At 63.5% G+C, this 14,678-nt stretch carries 17 protein-coding genes; 2 read left to right on the forward strand and 15 right to left on the reverse strand.

Features of this window, described 5'->3' with window-relative positions:
* Positions 1–19 precede the first annotated feature (19 nt).
* A complete protein-coding gene (locus tag GB927_RS29160; protein ID WP_256120732.1) occupies positions 20–2,065 on the forward strand; it encodes an O-linked N-acetylglucosamine transferase, SPINDLY family protein in 2,046 nt (681 codons plus the stop codon).
* A gap of 46 nt (positions 2,066–2,111) precedes the next feature.
* Positions 2,112–3,269: a UDP-galactopyranose mutase gene (glf, locus tag GB927_RS29165; protein WP_256120733.1), complete on the forward strand. Its 1,158-nt coding sequence runs from the start codon at positions 2,112–2,114 to the stop codon at positions 3,267–3,269.
* A gap of 69 nt (positions 3,270–3,338) precedes the next feature.
* Here glf and GB927_RS29170 read toward each other — a convergent pair whose 3' ends face one another.
* The 15 genes from GB927_RS29170 to flgF form a co-directional block, all read right to left on the reverse strand.
* Positions 3,339–4,253, reverse strand: a complete 915-nt coding sequence (locus GB927_RS29170; protein ID WP_256120734.1) for a flagellin N-terminal helical domain-containing protein — start codon at positions 4,251–4,253, stop codon at positions 3,339–3,341.
* A gap of 257 nt (positions 4,254–4,510) precedes the next feature.
* Positions 4,511–5,416: a flagellin N-terminal helical domain-containing protein gene (locus GB927_RS29175; RefSeq protein ID WP_256120735.1), complete on the reverse strand. Its 906-nt coding sequence runs from the start codon at positions 5,414–5,416 to the stop codon at positions 4,511–4,513.
* Positions 5,417–5,655: 239 nt separating this feature from the next.
* Positions 5,656–6,402 carry a flagellar type III secretion system pore protein FliP gene (fliP, locus tag GB927_RS29180; RefSeq protein ID WP_256120736.1) on the reverse strand — a complete coding sequence of 249 codons (747 nt, stop codon included), beginning with the start codon at positions 6,400–6,402 and terminating at the stop codon, positions 5,656–5,658.
* Positions 6,399–6,932 (reverse strand): flagellar basal body-associated FliL family protein, encoded by a 534-nt coding sequence (locus GB927_RS29185; protein ID WP_256120737.1) that lies wholly within the window; start codon positions 6,930–6,932, stop codon positions 6,399–6,401. The genes fliP and GB927_RS29185 overlap by 4 nt, the downstream gene beginning before the upstream one ends.
* 31 nt (positions 6,933–6,963) lie before the next feature.
* Complete coding sequence (flgH, locus tag GB927_RS29190) at positions 6,964–7,674, reverse strand: flagellar basal body L-ring protein FlgH (protein ID WP_256120738.1); 711 nt, start codon at positions 7,672–7,674, stop codon at positions 6,964–6,966.
* Positions 7,671–8,213, reverse strand: a complete 543-nt coding sequence (locus GB927_RS29195) for a MotE family protein (protein WP_256120739.1) — start codon at positions 8,211–8,213, stop codon at positions 7,671–7,673. Before GB927_RS29195 ends, flgH begins: the two co-directional genes overlap by 4 nt.
* The gene (locus GB927_RS29200; RefSeq protein ID WP_439615090.1) at positions 8,210–9,322 is read right to left on the reverse strand and encodes a flagellar basal body P-ring protein FlgI; all 1,113 of its coding nucleotides are present in this window, start codon (positions 9,320–9,322) and stop codon (positions 8,210–8,212) included. Before GB927_RS29200 ends, GB927_RS29195 begins: the two co-directional genes overlap by 4 nt.
* Positions 9,322–9,831 carry a flagellar basal body P-ring formation chaperone FlgA gene (gene flgA / locus GB927_RS29205; RefSeq protein ID WP_256120740.1) on the reverse strand — a complete coding sequence of 170 codons (510 nt, stop codon included), beginning with the start codon at positions 9,829–9,831 and terminating at the stop codon, positions 9,322–9,324. Before flgA ends, GB927_RS29200 begins: the two co-directional genes overlap by 1 nt.
* A 20-nt stretch (positions 9,832–9,851) precedes the next feature.
* Positions 9,852–10,634 carry a flagellar basal-body rod protein FlgG gene (gene flgG / locus GB927_RS29210; RefSeq protein WP_256120741.1) on the reverse strand — a complete coding sequence of 261 codons (783 nt, stop codon included), beginning with the start codon at positions 10,632–10,634 and terminating at the stop codon, positions 9,852–9,854.
* A gap of 9 nt (positions 10,635–10,643) precedes the next feature.
* Entirely contained in the window at positions 10,644–10,973 is a 330-nt protein-coding gene (fliE, locus tag GB927_RS29215; protein WP_256120742.1) for a flagellar hook-basal body complex protein FliE, read from the reverse strand.
* Positions 10,970–11,389, reverse strand: coding sequence for a flagellar basal body rod protein FlgC (gene flgC / locus GB927_RS29220; protein WP_256120743.1), 420 nt, complete (start codon positions 11,387–11,389; stop codon positions 10,970–10,972). Before flgC ends, fliE begins: the two co-directional genes overlap by 4 nt.
* Positions 11,390–11,392: 3 nt before the next feature.
* The gene (flgB, locus tag GB927_RS29225; protein WP_256120744.1) at positions 11,393–11,773 is read right to left on the reverse strand and encodes a flagellar basal body rod protein FlgB; all 381 of its coding nucleotides are present in this window, start codon (positions 11,771–11,773) and stop codon (positions 11,393–11,395) included.
* 195 nt (positions 11,774–11,968) lie between these two features.
* Complete coding sequence (locus GB927_RS29230) at positions 11,969–12,538, reverse strand: flagellar protein (protein WP_256120745.1); 570 nt, start codon at positions 12,536–12,538, stop codon at positions 11,969–11,971.
* Positions 12,535–13,944: a flagellar protein export ATPase FliI gene (fliI, locus tag GB927_RS29235; RefSeq protein ID WP_256120746.1), complete on the reverse strand. Its 1,410-nt coding sequence runs from the start codon at positions 13,942–13,944 to the stop codon at positions 12,535–12,537. The genes GB927_RS29230 and fliI overlap by 4 nt, the downstream gene beginning before the upstream one ends.
* A 6-nt stretch (positions 13,945–13,950) precedes the next feature.
* Positions 13,951–14,676, reverse strand: coding sequence for a flagellar basal-body rod protein FlgF (flgF, locus tag GB927_RS29240; RefSeq protein WP_256120747.1), 726 nt, complete (start codon positions 14,674–14,676; stop codon positions 13,951–13,953).
* Between the last annotated feature and the right edge of the window lie 2 nt (positions 14,677–14,678).

Genomic DNA, 14,678 nt, shown 5'->3' on the forward strand with positions numbered 1-14,678 from the left:
CCGTTGCCGCAGGATGTCCATGACCGTCAGCACCCCCATTCACGCAGATCCGAATGCACCCCTCCTCCACCTGATGGGTCGGGCCCGCAACCAGCAGCTTTCGCTTTCGGAGCTCTTCCAGAGCGCGGAAAGCCTCAGCGCGGGCGGGCACAGGGCGCATGCGGTGGAGCTCTACAAGACCTGGATCGCCTTCAACGACACCAACCCGCTGCTGCATCTGGCTTATTTCAACTACGCGGTTTCCCTTTCGGGCGCCGGCGACGCGGCGGGAACCATTCACGCGCTTCGCGCGGCCATCCGCATCAACCCGCAATTCGGCCAAGCCCATATCAATCTCGGCCGGACGCTGGAGGATTGCGGGCTGGTCGGGCAGGCCGTGCAGCAATGGCGCGGCTTCGTCGACACGACGGCGGACGTGACGCCGGACCGGATCAACAACCGGCTGCTCAGCCTGCAGCATATCGGCCGCGTTCTCGAAGGCACTGGCCATCTGGAAGAAGCCGAGGCAGCCCTGTGGCAGGCCATGGAACTGTTGCCGACGCGCACGGAAGCCGCGCAGCACTGGATTTCGCTGCGGATGCGCCAGTGCAAGTGGCCGATCGTCTCCTCGTCGCTGCACATTACGCCGCGGCAGTTCATGGATGCCATGTCGTCCATGACCATCGCCTGCTACACCGACGACCCGTTCTTCCACATGGCGAAAGCCTATCGCTACTCGCAGACGGCCGTCGGCCGGCCGGCCGATCTCAAGGCCTTCGTGCGCAAGCCGGTGCGCCAGAAATCGGGCACCGGAGAGCGGCTGCGCGTCGGTTACGTCTCCTCGGACCTGCGCCAGCACGCCGTCGGCTTCGCGCTCAGCGAAGTGCTCGAACTGCACGACAAGTCGTCGGTCGAGATCTTCGCCTATTATTGCGGCGAGCCGGCGCCGATCGACAAGACGCAGGCGCGAATCAAGCAGGCGGTCGACCATTGGCGCGATATCAGCCCGCTCAGCGATCTGGACGCCGCGCGCCTGATCGCGACCGACCAGATCGACGTGCTCGTCGACGTCAACGGCTATACCAAACACGCGCGCACGAAGATTTTCGCCTACCGGCCGGCGCCCGTCATTGTCAACTTCTGCGGGTATCCGGGCACAGTTGCGAGCCCCTATCACCAGTACATGATCGCCGACGAGCACATCGTGCCGCCGGAAAACGAGATCTATTACACCGAGAAGGTCCTGCGCATTCCCTGCAACCAGCCGGTGGACCGCAAACGCCTGGTCTCGCCGCGCCCGATGCGCTCGGCCGTCGGCCTGCCGGAAAACGCTTTCGTCTTCGCCAGCTTCAACGGCATGCAGAAGATCACCGCCCCCTGCTTCCAGCGCTGGATGAGCATCCTCACCGCCACGCCGGGCAGCGTGCTGTGGCTGCTGGCCGGTGACGACAGCGTCAACGAGCGGCTCAAGCAGCTCGCGACGCAGAGCGGCATCGCGCCGGAACGAATCATCTTCGCCGGCAAGGCGCAGAACCCGGACCATCTGGCCCGAATCGGCCTCGCCGACCTCTTCCTCGACACGTTCCCCTACGGCGCGCATTCCACGGCTGCCGACGCCATCACCCAGGGCCTGCCGGTGCTGACCGTGTCCGGCAAGAGCTTTGCGTCGCGCTTCTGCGGCAGCATCGTCACGGCGGCCGGCATTCCCGAACTGGTCTGCGCCGACCCGGACGCCTATGTGCAGAAGGCCATCGCCTTCGCCCGGAATCCGGCGAGCCTCGCGGCGGTCCGGCAATCGCTCCAGGCCCAGCGCGAGACCTGTGCGCTGCGCGACATGGACCGCCTCGCGCGCCGACTCGAAGAACTGTACTGGCAGATGCAGGGCGATGCGGAACGCGGCGAACTGCCGGTGCCGGACCTGCGCAACCTCGACGTCTATTACGAGGTCGGGGCCGAGCTTGCGGCTGCGGGCATCGAATTCGAGACCGACGAGGCCTACCGTCAGCGCTACCGGGCCGAACTCGTTGCGCTCAACGAGCATGCTCCCCTCTATCCGGACGCGCGCCTCTGGCAGACGGCCGGTTAACCTCCGGCCGCGAGCGCGCCAAACGTGAGAACGCAGGACGGGATGCATGCGCGTAAAAGAAAAAATCCTCATCGTCGGCGCCGGACTGTCCGGCGCCGTCATCGGCCGGGAACTCGCCGATGCGGGCTACCGGGTCGAGATCATCGATCAGCGCAATCATATCGGCGGCAACTGCCACACGGTGCGCGACGAAGCGACCGGCGTGATGGTGCATATCTACGGGCCGCATATCTTCCACACCGACGATACCGAGGTGTGGGACTATGTGAACGGCTTCCAGACCTTCATGCCCTACAAGAACCGCGTGAAGACGACGAGCGGCGGCCAGGTCTATTCGCTGCCGATCAACCTGCACACGATCAACCAGTTCTTCGGCAAGACGTTCAGGCCCGACGAGGCGCGCGCCTTCCTGGAAGACCAGGGGGACAAGACGATCACCGATCCGCAGAGCTTCGAGGAACAGGCGCTGCGATTCGTCGGCCGCGATCTCTACGAGGCCTTTTTCAAGGGCTATACCCAAAAGCAGTGGGGCTGTTCGCCGACCGAGCTTCCAGCCTCGATCCTGAAGCGGCTGCCGGTGCGCTTCAACTACGAAGACAACTATTTCTTCCACAAATACCAGGGCATGCCGGAGACCGGCTATACCGAAATGATCGAGCGCATCCTCGACCATCCGAATATCGGGGTGACGCTGGAAACCAGCTTCCGGCGCGACCAGACGGAGGGTTTCGCCCACGTCTTCTATTCCGGCCCCCTCGACGGCTATTTCGACTACGAACTCGGCCGGCTCGGCTACCGCACACTGGATTTCGAGCGCTTCACCTATGACGGCGACTACCAGGGTTGCGCGGTGATGAACTATGGCGACGTGTCGGTGCCCTATACGCGCATCACCGAGCACAAACATTTCTCGCCCTGGGAAGAGCATGCGGGCTCCGTCTGCTACCGCGAATTCTCGCGGGCCTGCGAGGCCGACGACATCCCCTACTATCCCATCCGCCTCGTCGAGGAGAAGGCGCAGCTTGCCGACTATGTCGCACGCGCGGAACAGGAAGCGGGCATCACCTTCGTCGGGCGGCTCGGCACCTACCGCTATCTCGACATGGATGTGACGATCCGCGAGGCGCTCGATACGGCCCGGCTCTATCTCGCCCGCAGGGCGGAGGACGCCGCCATGTCGAACTTCCTGCGGTCGCCGCTTTAGGACAAAGAAAAAGGCCCCGGAAAACCGGGGCCTTCTGATGGACTTGAAGGATTAAGCCTCGCTTTCCGATTAACGGAAGAGCTGGAGGATACCTTCGGAAGAGGAGTTGGCGATCGACAGCGACTGGATGGCGAGCTGCTGCTGGGTCTGCAGGGCCTTCAGGCGGGTCGATTCTTCGTTCATGTCGGCGTCGACGAGGCGGCCTACACCGCTGTCGATCGAGTCCGTGAGCTTGGAAACGAAGTCTTCCTGCAGGCCGATACGCATCGAGATCGAGCCAAGCTCGGCGGCTGCGCTGGTCATTGCCGAGAGCGACGTTTCGACGTCGGAGAGGAACTCGCCGATATCGGCCGGGGTCATCGTGTCGTCGAGTTCGATGTCGATGACGGCGGTGCCGGAAACGGCGCCGGCCGTACCGAGGATACCGGCGGCGAAGTCGATGTCGGTGCCATCATGGCCGAAGAGGACGTTGCCGTCGGCGGCGGAGTTGAAGGTGTAGGTGGTCGTCTTGACCGAGACGGTGTCGTCAGCGGCGCGGACGAAGCCCGAAACGACGGACTTTTCGACGGCATCTTCGCCGGCAACCCAGTTTTCGCCCGAGAAGGAAGCCGATTCTGCAATGCTGCGCAGCTGATCCTGAAGCTGGGTGAGTTCTTCCTGGATCTTCGCCTTGTCGATGCCTTCTTCCGTGGCGGCAACAAGCTTGGACTTGATTTCCTTGACGACTTCGATCGCCGAGTCCATCGCCGCATAAGCGGTGTCTACCTTGGCGGCGCCGAGGCCGAGGGCGTCCTGAACAGCGGAAAGCGCCATGTTGTCGGAACGCATCGTGGTCGCGATCGACCAATAGGCGGCGTTGTCGGCTGCACCAGCGACGCGCAGGCCAGACGAAACGCGGGCCTGGGTTTCTTCCATGTTGCTGCCGATGGAACGCAGGGTCTGGAGTGCGGTCATTGCCGCAATGTTCGTCAGAATGCTCGTCATGTCTAAGGTGCCCCTTGAGTGGCTGAAACTGGGAGAAGGGACATTCCGGGGTCGCCGGGTAACGGTGGTCAGCATCATGCCTGCTAACCGGTTAAGTTTCTTGGTTAACCCACCGTTTCGATGAGCACAGAAAACCGCATTAAGGTTAAGGAAGTCTTTAGCGCGGAATAAAAAGCAAAAAACCGCACCCGTTGCCGGGTGCGGTTCTTTGTAGGGATGGGGTGCGGTCAGCCTCCGCGCCTTCCCCCGATGGTCGATTAACGGAAGAGCGACAGGATGTTCTGCGATTCGCCGTTGGAGATCGAAAGCGCCTGGATGGCCAGCTGCTGCTGGGTCTGGAGCGCCTTGAGGCGGGTCGACTCTTCGTTCATGTCGGCGTCGACAAGGCGGCTAACGCCCTGGTCGATCGTGTCGGAGAGCTTCGAAAGGAAGTCGTCCTGCAGGTTGATGCGCATGGAGATCGAGCCGAGCGTACCAGCTGCGTCCGTCATTGCGCTGAGCGCGTCTTCAACGTCGGAGAGTGCGCCCGCGAGGGCGTCGCCGTCCATGGCGCTGATGTCGAGCGTGTAGACTTCGTTGCCTTCGGTGCCTGCGGTGCCGAGGATACCAGCGCTGGTGTCGACGTCGGTGCCATCGTGACCGAACAGCACGTTGCCGGTCGCACCGGTGTCGAGCGTGTAGGTCGTCGTCTTGACGGAGACGCCATCGTCAGCCGAGCGAACGAAGCCGGAAACGACCGTCTTGTCGCCAGCAGCGCCGGCAATCCAGTTTTCGCCGTTGAACGATGCGGATTCCGCGATGTTCAGGAGCTGTTCCTGGAGCTGGGTGATTTCCTTCTGGACCTTCGCCTTGTCAACGCCTTCTTCGGAAGCGGCAACGAGCTTGGTCTTGATCGTCTTTACGACCTCGATAGCGGCGTCCATACCGGCATAGGCGGTATCGACCTTGGCGGCACCCATGCCGAGCGCATCGGATACGGCCGAAAGAGCCATGTTGTCGGAGCGCATGGTGGTCGCGATCGACCAGTAAGCGGCGTTGTCCGAGGCGCTGCCAACGCGCAGGCCGGACGAAATGCGGCCCTGCGTCGTTTCCATGTCGTTGCCGATAGAACGCAGCGTCTGGAGAGCTGCCATTGCAGACGTGTTGGTGAGAATGCTCGCCATTCTAGTTGTCCCTTTTTTTACAAAATACTGGTGGGGACATACCGGACTGAAAACTTACCGGTTACGGCGGTTCGGCATCATGCCAACTCGGTTTCTTCAGGGCTCTGAAGGGATACCAAACCCGTCGTGTGAGCCCCAACCTCGCAGCCAATCCTTGCCAACTTCTTAAATCGAGCAAGCGGCCGCAACCCGTTGAAAAACAGGGTAAACAGCGGGTAAAATGATATGGTTAATGAGCTCTAACTGAAGGAGCGGACGAGGCTTCCGACGAGCAGATTCCAGCCGTCGATCAGCACGAAGAACAGGATCTTGAAGGGCAGCGAAATCGAGGTCGGCGGCAGCATCATCATGCCCATGGCCATGGTGATGGTGGCGACGATCATGTCGATGACGAGGAAGGGCAGCACGACCAGGAAGCCGATTTCGAAGCCGCGTCGGATTTCCGAGATCATGAAGGCCGGGATGACGACGCGCAGGTCCGCGATGTTGTTCTGGACGACCGTCTGGCCACGCTCTTCGGCAAGCGAGATGAAGAGCTCGAGGTCCTTGTCGCGGGTGTTGGCCACCATGAATTCGCGGAACGGTTCCGCAATGCGCCGCATCGCTTCGGTCTCGTCGATCTGGTTGGCGATCATCGGCTCGACGCCGTTCTGCCAGGCGCGGTCGAAGGTCGGCGCCATGACGTAGAAGGTCATGAACAGCGCGAGCGACACGAGAATCATGTTGGACGGCGTGGTGGCAAGCCCCATGCCGGAGCGCAGGATCGAAAACGCGATGACGAAACGCGGAAAGCTCGTCACCATGATGAGAATGCCGGGGGCGACCGAAAGGACGGTCAAAAGCCCGAAGGTGCGGATGATCCAGGACGCGACCGAGCCATCGATGGGCGCGTTAAGGAGATCGCCCGGCAGCTGCAACTGCTGCTGGGCGTAGGCCGCACCGGTCATCGCCATCATGGCGACGAAGGTCAGAAGGGCTCGAATCATTCGATCACAAAACTTCGGAACATGACGTTGGTTACGCGCCCTTCGGACCGAAGGTCAACCCGCTCCTGCAGGTCTTCCCGGAGATATTGGAAACCGCGGGGTCCCTGCACCTGCTGGAGCGAGACCGTGCGCATGTAGGCCATGATGTCCTGGTGGATTTCTTCGGCCAGAACCACGTCCGGAACGCCCTTGAACATCAGCGCGACTTCGAGGCGCACGCGGTTGTCGGAGGGATAGGCGAGATTGCTGGTGATCGGGTCGAGCAGCACGACTCCGTTCGCCGGAGTGGAGATATGCGGCACGGCCTCCGCCGCATCGCCTTCCGCACCGCCGCCATGGCCGTCTCCGCCAGCGGCGGCCTCGGCTGCCGCGACCTCTTCCGCCGGCTTATCGGTGGGCGGCGGGGCCAGCATGTTGCCGACGAGCCAGCCGCCGCCGAGCGCCAGGACCGTCAGCACCGCGATTGCCGCGATGGTGATGACCAGCGAGGGCTTCTTCTTCTCCTCGACGACTTCCGCTTCGTCCGCCATGCTTTTCTTTCCGGGTTGCTAGGGTTTGGCGTCAGATCGGCGAGAGCAGGTCGACGGCCTGTTGGCCCCATGGCGGCTGCTGCACTTCGGTCAGGCGGCCGCGGCCCCCGTAAGAGATGCGGGCTTCCGCGATGCGCTCGTAGGCGATCTGGTTGTCGGAATCGACGTCCTGCGGGCGCACGATGCCGGCAACGTTCAGGATGCGGAGCTCGTGGTTGACGCGCACTTCCTGCGAACCGCTGATCAGGAGATTGCCGTTCTCGATCACGCCCGTCACGACCGCGGCGACGAGCAGGTTCAACCGTTCGGACCGCTCCGTCGTGCCATCGCCCTTGGTGCTGGTCGACGAGCCGTAGTTCAGGTCGGCTTCCGTATCAGTCTTGAAATTGTTCCCCGAGCCGCCGAAACCGAGATTCATGCCGCTCTTGTTGGTGCGCGAGCGGTCAGTCTTGTTGTCGAAGGTCGCCCGGTCGTTGACGCGGATGTTGACGGTCAGGATGTCGCCGATCTTGAAGGCGCGCGAATCCTTGAAGAGCGCCGACTGCTGGTCGCTCCAGATCGAATAGCCGGACACCGCCGTGCGCGGCTGCTTCGGATACATGGCAAGCTGCGGGGTTTCCGCATAGTTCAGCCCGCTGCCGATCGGGCTCATCGCCGGCGCCTTGCCGATCTCGTTCAAGGCCTGGCTGGAGCAACTCGACAAAGCCAGCGCGACGGCGAGTGCTGAGGCGGTCTTCTTCATGACGGGTCCTTTGACGTGTTCGGGTCGCCCGCAATCGCAATAAGGCGGGTAAGCAGCGCGGCCTTATCGGCCGGCATTTCGGCAAGGATGGTGCTCGACTGGCGCGGCGGCAGCTTCATGATGATCGCCGAGGCGATCTCCGGGTTGATCTCGGCGAGCTGGCCGGCAGCCGCATCCGGCTTCATCTTGCGGTAGATCTCGACGAGGCCGCCCTCTGCCATCTTGAGGAAGTCATTGCGGCGTTTCAACCAGTCCTCATATTCCGCCCGTCGGGCCTCTAGCGTCTTGATGCGCTCGTCGACGCCCTTCTGGAGGTTTTCCAGCTCCTGCTTCTGGAGGAGATAGCGCTGGTCGCGCGCCGCATCCGCGATGTTGGTGCAGAATTCGCGGATCTCGTCGGCGGTCGCCTTGGTCGTCATGATGACCGGGCGCTCTTCGGCGAAGGCGCCGGGTATGGCCATCAGGACGAAACCCGCCATCGGTAGCGCGAGCTTGCGCGCCAGCGTCTTCACGGCGGTAAGGGTCGATATGGTGGTCATTGCAACACCAGTTCTGCCTGGAGGGCGCCTGCGGTCTTGATGCTCTGGAGGATCGAGATGATGCCGTCCGGCTTGACGCCGATGCTGTTCAGTCCGGAGACGAGCGAGCGCAGGCTGGAGCCGTCGAGCAGCGCGACCGTACCGCCGTCCTGCTGGACGAGGATATCCGTGTTCGGCTCGACCGCCGTCTCGCCCCTGGAGAAGGGTTCCGGCTGTACGACCTTCGGCATCTCGTTGATCTGCACGGTCAGCGTGCCGTAACTGACGGCGACGGGCGAGATGCGCACATCCTGGCCGATGACGATCGTTCCCGTGCGTTCGTTGACGACGACGCGCGCCGGCACGTCCGTCTCCACGACGAGGTTTTCGATATCGGCCATCAGGCGCGCGAGGTCGGCCATTTTCGGCTTTGCGATGTAGACGGACTGCGAATCGCGCGATTCGGCGATCGGCGAACCGTATTGCGCGGCCGCGTAGCGGTTGATCGCGTCAGCCATGCCGACGGCGGTGGAAAAGTCGGGGTTGCGCAATTGCAGGACGAGATCGGACGAATCCTTGAAGCGCGAGGGAAGCTCGCGTTCGATGATCGCGCCGTTCGGCACACGGCCGGCGGTGGTGACGCCCTGCTGCACAGTCGCGGCCTCGCCGCCGGCGCTGATGCCGGTGACGACGATCGAGCCTTGCGCGACCGCATAGATCTGGCCGTCGGCGCCCGACAGCGAGGTCATGACCAGCGTGCCGCCGCGCAGCGACGACGCATCGCCGAGCGAGCCGACGGTCACGTCAATGCGGCTGCCGGGGCTGGCGAAGGGCGGCAGCGTCGCGGTGACGAGCACAGCGGCGATGTTTTTCGCCCGCGTCTGCGTACCGACCATGGAGATGCCGAGGTTCTGCAGCATGGCCCGCATGGACTGTTCGGTAAACGGCGACGAACGCATGCTGTCGCCGGTGCCCTGGAGGCCGACGACGAGGCCGTAGCCGATAAGCTGGTTGTCGCGGCCGGCCTGGAGCGAGGCGACATCCTTGATGCGAGCGGCCGGCAGCGCCGGGCCTGCCGCGAGCAGCAGGCAGGCGATCATGGCAAGGGCGTGGGAGAAGAGGTTACGCATCATTTCGCCACCACATGCACGGTTCCGTCCGCCATGACCGTGCCGGAGACGGTCACGCCCGAATCCTTGTTGCGGATGCGGATCAGTTCGCCGGCGGCACCATCCTGCAAGGGGGTGCCGGACGCCCGGATGACGAGCGAGCCGTTGTCGAAGACCATCTGCACGGTCGTGCCGCGTGACACGAGGAAGGGTTCGCGCAGCGCCGAGACGAGGATGACGCGACCCGGCAGCAGCGTGCGCTTGGTCACGAGCCCGCTGACCTCGTCGACATTCTGGGCAAAGCCCTTGACGATGTTCGGGTTGGTCACCTCGACCACTTCGAGCTGTCCCGCCTGGATCTCCTCGCCGGGATAGATGATGCGCTTGGGCACGACCGCGGTGCGCGTGTCGGCAAGGGCCGCATCGGCCACGAGAAGACCGACGAGCGCGGCGGGCGCGACGAGGGCCGCGCGCCACCGGATCGACCGGGTCTTTTCTTTCCGAAGAGCTGCTATCAGGCGAAACATCATGTTCCCCGCATGTCCGGTTGTTATCTCAGGTTCTTGCTGACCACGGCCGCCATTTCGTCCGCCGCCTGGATGATCTTGGAGTTCATCTCATAGGCGCGCTGGGCGGAGATCAGGTCGGTGATTTCCTTGACCGGATCGACGTTCGAGGCTTCCAGGTAGTTCTGCTGGATATAGGCGAAGCCCGCTTCGTCCGGGGCGCCGACATTGGCCGGGCCGGAGGCTGCGGTTTCGCGGAAGAGGTTTTCGCCGAGCGGCTCAAGGCCGGCCTCGTTGACGAAGTTCGCCAGCGTGATCTGGCCGAGTTCCTGCTGGTCACCGGCGACGGTGGCATAGACCTGGCCGGACTTGCTGACGGTGACTTCCGTCGCGTCGGCCGGAACGTTGATGCCCGGCACGACCGTGTAGCCGTCCAGCGTCACGAGCTGGCCGTCGGCATTGGTGTTGAAGGCGCCGGCGCGGGTGTAGAGCGTGGTGCCGTCCGCCGCCTCGATCTGGAACCAGCCGCGGCCGATCAGCGCGAGGTCGAAGGAGTTGCCGGTGCTGGTAAGGCCGCCCTGGAGGTGCAGGTTGCGCACCGCAGCGGTCTTGACGCCGAGGCCGACGATGGCGCCTTCCGGCACCACCGACTGGTTGGCGCGGTTCGGCACGCCGGCGGCGCGCTCCGTCTGGTAGAGAAGGTCGGAGAACTCGGCGCGGGCGCGCTTGAAGCCCGTCGTGTTGATGTTCGCGATGTTGTTCGCGATCACTTCGAGATTGGTCTGCTGCGCGTTCATGCCGGTGGCGGCAATGGCAAGGGCTTTCATGTCCGGTCCTCAGATCTGCATTCTAGCGACTTCGAGATAGGCGGTGACGACCTTGTCGCGGATGGCGATGGCGGTCTGCAGCGACTGCTCGGCGTTCATGACGGCATCGACCACTTCGCGGGTCGAGGCCTTGCCCTGGATGGCTTCGAAGGACTTGGTTTCGCTGAGCTTCAGCGAATTGGCCGCGTCGGTCGCCATGTCGCCCATCACCTGGGCGAAGCTCATTCCGGTTGCGGTTCCCTGCGCGGCGGCAGCGGAAACGGGGTTCGACGTTTCCGTCACGCCCGAAAGGGGATTGGCGGAGAAGAGCGAATTGACGCCCTTGATGCTCTCGATCATTGCGATGCCCTCAGGAGGTCGATGGTCGCGCTGATCAGGTCGCGCGATTGTTTGATGCTCTGCAGGTTGGCTTCATAGGAGCGGTTGGCTTCCCGCATGTCGGCCATTTCGACCAGCATGTTGACGTTCGGCATCTTGACGATGCCCTGTTCGTTGGCCGCCGGATTGCCGGGATCGTATTCGGTCGAGAATTCGCCTTCGTCCACGCCCAGACGCTCGACCTCTACGAGCGCCGCGCCGGTCGCCCGGTCGAGCTCGGCCGCGAAGGTCACGGTCTTGCGACGGAAGGGGTCGGCACCCGGCGTATCGCCTGTGGAGCGGGCGTTGGCGAGGTTTTCCGAGACGATACGGATGCGGGTGGATTGCGCCTCAAGTCCCGAGGCCGCGACTTTCAGTGAAGCTATGAGCGGATCCATTTTTTACCTTCTGACTGTCATCAGCATCATGCGATGAAAGGCCTTGACGAGGCCGGCATTCAACTCGAAATCACGCTTGACCTGGCCCTCTTTCATGAGTTCCTCGGCAAGGCCGACGGTGTTGCCGGACTCCTGCACGCCGATCTCTTCGGTGGGCTTGGTGTCGATGACGCGGCTTGCCATTTCGGTTTCGGTGAAATGGCCCGGCTGCGTCGCCGCCATGCGGATGCCCGTGGTTTCGAGCACCGACTGGAAGGGGGTCACGTCCTTCGCCTTGAAGGCGGGCGTGTTCGCGTTGGCGATGTTGCCTGCAACCACGCTCTGGCGGACAGAAAGCCATTCGGCTTGTTTCGATGCCAGTTCAAACAGTTGTATCGGTTGCATGACAAGCTCCATCCTTGTTCGAGGCGAACCTACGGAGCCAATCTTGCGTGGGACTTGCACCGGGTGAGCTTCACCGCCAAGTCCCTGAATTCCCCGGAAATAAAGTGCTCAAGCTGCTCTTGCCACAGCGAGCGGGCGGCCGGCATCCCTCATCGGACGGGCCGAATCGAAGGCGGGCGAAGGCCCGCCGTCGCGTCAGTTGCGTTTGACGATGTCGCCGTTCGAGGTGACGATGACCCAGGCGCCGTCGCGCTGTTCCAGCGTCGCCAGGCGGCTGTTGTCCGGCAGGATCGAGCCGACACGCACGATATACATGCCGCTCGCATCCTCGATCAGCGCCCGGCCGTTCGCCACATGCATCAGCCGGAAGCCGGACGAGGCGGGCAGCGGCTGGTCGAGACCGGTTTCCACCGGAGCGCCGAGCGTCGTCTTATCCTTTTCACTGCCGCCAGCGGTGGTCGCGGTCGAGACGGGATCGACGCTTTCCAGGCTCGGATCGTCGTCGTTATCGACCATCGCGGCAGGCGAGACACTCATCACTTCCTTGGGCTTCGTTTCCGGCAGGTCGCGGGTGTTGCCTTCCCAAAGTGCGGGAACCGAAAACTGATCCGGGTTGAGGAAAACGTACCACGGAAAGAAAGCGGCCATGGCGGCCAGCAGCACGCCGGTGCCCACCAGCATCTTGTCGCCGGTGCTGTAACGCCCCTTCGTCATGCGCTTGATCGGCGGAACACTCTGGTCCGCATCGAAATCCGTCACTGTCATCCCCTTCTCGTTGCTGGCGCGCCGCCCTGCCCGGCCGCGTTCTTCAGCGCGACCGCAAGGTCGGAGAACGCGTCACCGGCGGGCCTTTCGCCCGGCGTCTGTTTCAAAACCTCATAGATGATCGGCACCTGCTTGATCGCCATGTCGAGATCCGCATCGGCACCCGGGCGATAACCGCCGATGAGGCGCAGGTCCCGTGTCTCCTCGAACCGGTGGATCAGCGCCTTCAGCCGCGACACCAGCTTCTCCTGGTCCGGCGTCCAGGCCTTGCGGGCGAGGCGCGAGATGGAGGCGAGCGGATTGATCGGCGGATAGCGGCCCTCTTCCGCAAGGCTGCGCTCAAGCACGATATGGCCGTCGAGAATGCCGCGCGTCGAGTCGGCGATCGGGTCGTTGTGGTTGTCACCGTCGACGAGGATCGAGATGATCGCGGTGATCGTGCCAGCACCCTCGGCGCCCGGCCCGGCGCGCTCCAGAAGGCGCGGCAGCTCGGTGAAAACGGAGGCGGGATAGCCGCGGGCGATCGGCGGCTCGCCGGAGGCGGTCGCCACTTCGCGGATCGCATGTGCAAAGCGCGTGACGCTGTCGATGATCAGCAGGACGTTGTCGCCCTGGTCGCGGTAATGTTCGGCGATGGTTACGGCGGTCAGCGGCGCCATCTTGCGCAGCATCGGGCTCTCGTCGCTGGTCGCGACGACGGCGACCGATTTCGCGAGATTGTCGCCGAGCGTATCTTCAATGAATTCACGCACTTCACGGCCACGTTCGCCGACCAGCGCGATGACGACCTTGTCAAACGCTTCCGCGCGGGCAAGCATCGATAGAAGCGTCGACTTACCAACGCCGGAGCCGGCGAAGATGCCGAGGCGCTGGCCGAGGCAGAGCGGCGCGAAGATATCGATGGCGCGCACGCCGGTATGGAACCCTTTTTCGACGCGCTTGCGGGTCATCGAGGGCGGGGCGGAATTGGAGATCGAGCGACGCACGTCGCCCTGGACCAGCGGGCCGAGCCCATCGATCGGCTCGCCAAGCGCATTGATCGTGCGGCCACACCACGAGGATGCCGGTGCGACGCGGAAGGCGCCCTTGCGGATGACGGTGTCGTGGATACCGATCGGCTCGCCCGGCTCGATGGGGCAGACGACGACCGTTTCCGGCTCGACGCGCACGACTTCGCCCAGATGGATGCCGGTCGGGCTTCGATGCGCGACGAATTCGCCGAGGCGCACATGGCGCGACAGGCCGCTCACCGTATAGTTGCCGGACGCGATTGTCTGGACATGGCCGCCATGCACGACGGAAAATTCCGGCGAGGAATAGCGCCGCACCAGGCCCGCCATCGCGCTCAACATGCGGCCGCCATCGGGGATACGGGTGTCGCTGGTCGTCCTCTTCTCTGCCGCCATGATCGTTTACCGGTTTCCGCCGAAGGTGCGGATGGCTTCCTTCAGCGATTCCTCGCTGTCGCGCATCAGCGATGCGATGCTTTCGAAGGCGCGCGTGACCTGGATGAGCTGCGTCATCTCGCCGATGGCGTTGACGTTGGATTCCTCGACATAACCCTGCACCACGCCGGCATCCATGCGGTCGACGACCGGTTCGGGCGGAATGGTGGTGATGATGCCGCTGTTGCCGGCGCGCACGAAGCCGCCGGAGAGATCGGCGTCGAACAGGCCGAGGGCCGCGACGGGCTGGCCGTTCTGGTTGAGCTGGCCGTCGGCGCTGAGCAGGATCGGTCCGTTGGCGAGATCGAGCTGGATCGGCCCGCCGCCGGCGTCGAGCACCGCATAGCCGTTGAGCGTCACCAGTTCGCCGGCATCGGTCACCGTGAAGCGGCCATCGCGGGTGAGCGTGGGGCCGGAAGGCGTCTCCACCTGGAACCAGGCGTCGCCCTTGATGGCGAAGTCGAGCGTGCCGCCGGTCTCCGTCATGCCGCCGCTGCGGGTGGACAGGAATTCGTTGCCCTGCGAGACGAAGGCGACGTCGGCGACCTTCTGATCGCTGACGACCTGGTTGAATTTCACTTCCGTGGCGCGGAAGCCGACGGTCGTCGAATTCGCGACGTTGTCTGCAAGTGTCGTCAGGCGGCGATCAAGCGCAAGCTGGGACGAAAGCGATACATAGAGCCCGGTCTGCATGA

Source organism: Shinella lacus, assembly GCF_010994755.1.
In the GTDB taxonomy this organism is placed as follows: domain Bacteria; phylum Pseudomonadota; class Alphaproteobacteria; order Rhizobiales; family Rhizobiaceae; genus Shinella; species Shinella lacus.